Genomic DNA, 1,285 nt, shown 5'->3' on the forward strand with positions numbered 1-1,285 from the left:
CCCCTTGTTTAATAAAGTGAGGAAAAAGGATGATCGACAGACTCCATTTTTGCTATTCCTAGCCCGAAGTACCATACTCGTTGATCTTCAATTTCACGCTATATGTAATAGGTACCTTGCTGAATGTTTGATCCCAATCCTTTTTTACTTTTTCCCATACTTTAGGGTACTTGATTCTCAAGCGGTTTCCGAATCCTGCTACATCTGTTTTGTACTTATTTTGTATTATTCTTAATGTATGTTCAGCGAGTCGTTTTACTTCTTTTTCGGAATCGGTTTCTACTCGCTTGATAAATTCGTTCTTAAACGCTTTGTCAGAAAGAACCCAATGTTCGGGTAAACGTCCCTTTGCCTCCACTTTGACATCAAAAGAAATGTTACTTCCTTTCACATGAGGCTGAATATGACTTTTGATCGATAACACCTCGTAGGTGACCAGTTGATGTGTTTTTGTATCGAAGGTTTTCACAATTCCACCTTTCCCTTTTCCCGTGATCCATGTAAGTCCTTCAACTTCATCTTCATTTAAATAACCGAGCAGCTTTTTCGTTTTTCCATTGATGACGGCAACACCGGCAAATTTAATTTCTTTGTTCCCTGCAATGACATTTTGCAAAAGAAAACTGGAATTGGAATTCATTTTGCCTGTTAATTTCGCCAATGTGACTTGCGGTAAAATCCTTGTCGATTTGAATTGATTTTCCGAAATACCAGTTAGAAGGAAGGCTGGGAATTCAGATGTTTCCTTCAATTCAAGCGTATCACTTGCCCGACCTTTACTTGCAAACACGAGAACACTTTCGCGTATTTCGTAATCGCGGAATAATAAATCGAGTACTTGTTGCAAGTTCATCTTACGGAGCAATTCTTCGCCGATGACGACTACTTTCATATGTTGGACAAACATGGGTCGAGATGTTCGGAGTGATAATTCCTGAACTGTCTGAATTAGGGAATCTCCTGTTGAAGAAACGTTGACATAAGATTTTGGCTGTGTGGATCCTTCTTTTGCTCCTTTACTGGTTGCTTGGGTGATCACCACTTGATGGGTGATCGTTACGAGATTTCTTTTTGAATATCCAACCCCTTTTTCATTCAATATTTTCTCTGTTTTCGATTCCTTCCCTTTATCCAGCGCAAGTCCGATGACCAAACTCCTCTTTTCGATTTCTCTGCTACTGCTTGAGCATCCTGCAAGACTTAAAAGTAAAAATAAGGAGAGTGAGAGTAAAATAACGGGGGTTTTACGGCTTTTGCCCATTTTTCCCCTCCTTTATCCACGAGC

The 1,285-nt window shown here is 39.7% G+C and carries 1 protein-coding gene; it reads right to left on the bottom strand.

Going from position 1 to position 1,285, the window contains the following annotated elements:
• Positions 1-58: 58 nt before the first annotated feature.
• Entirely contained in the window at positions 59-1,261 is a 1,203-nt protein-coding gene (locus tag BFU02S_RS15865; RefSeq protein WP_066372778.1) for a Ger(x)C family spore germination protein, read from the bottom strand.
• Between the last annotated feature and the right edge of the window lie 24 nt (positions 1,262-1,285).

The sequence above is a fragment of the Neobacillus fumarioli NBRC 102428 genome (genome assembly GCF_001591485.1).
Lineage (GTDB): Bacteria > Bacillota > Bacilli > Bacillales > Cytobacillaceae > Neobacillus > Neobacillus fumarioli.

Bases quoted from the DNA above. Each gene is read 5' to 3' on its own strand.
- BFU02S_RS15865 (WP_066372778.1), bottom strand. From the start codon at position 1,261: ATGGGCAAAAGCCGTAAAACCCCCGTTATTTTACTCTCACTCTCCTTA.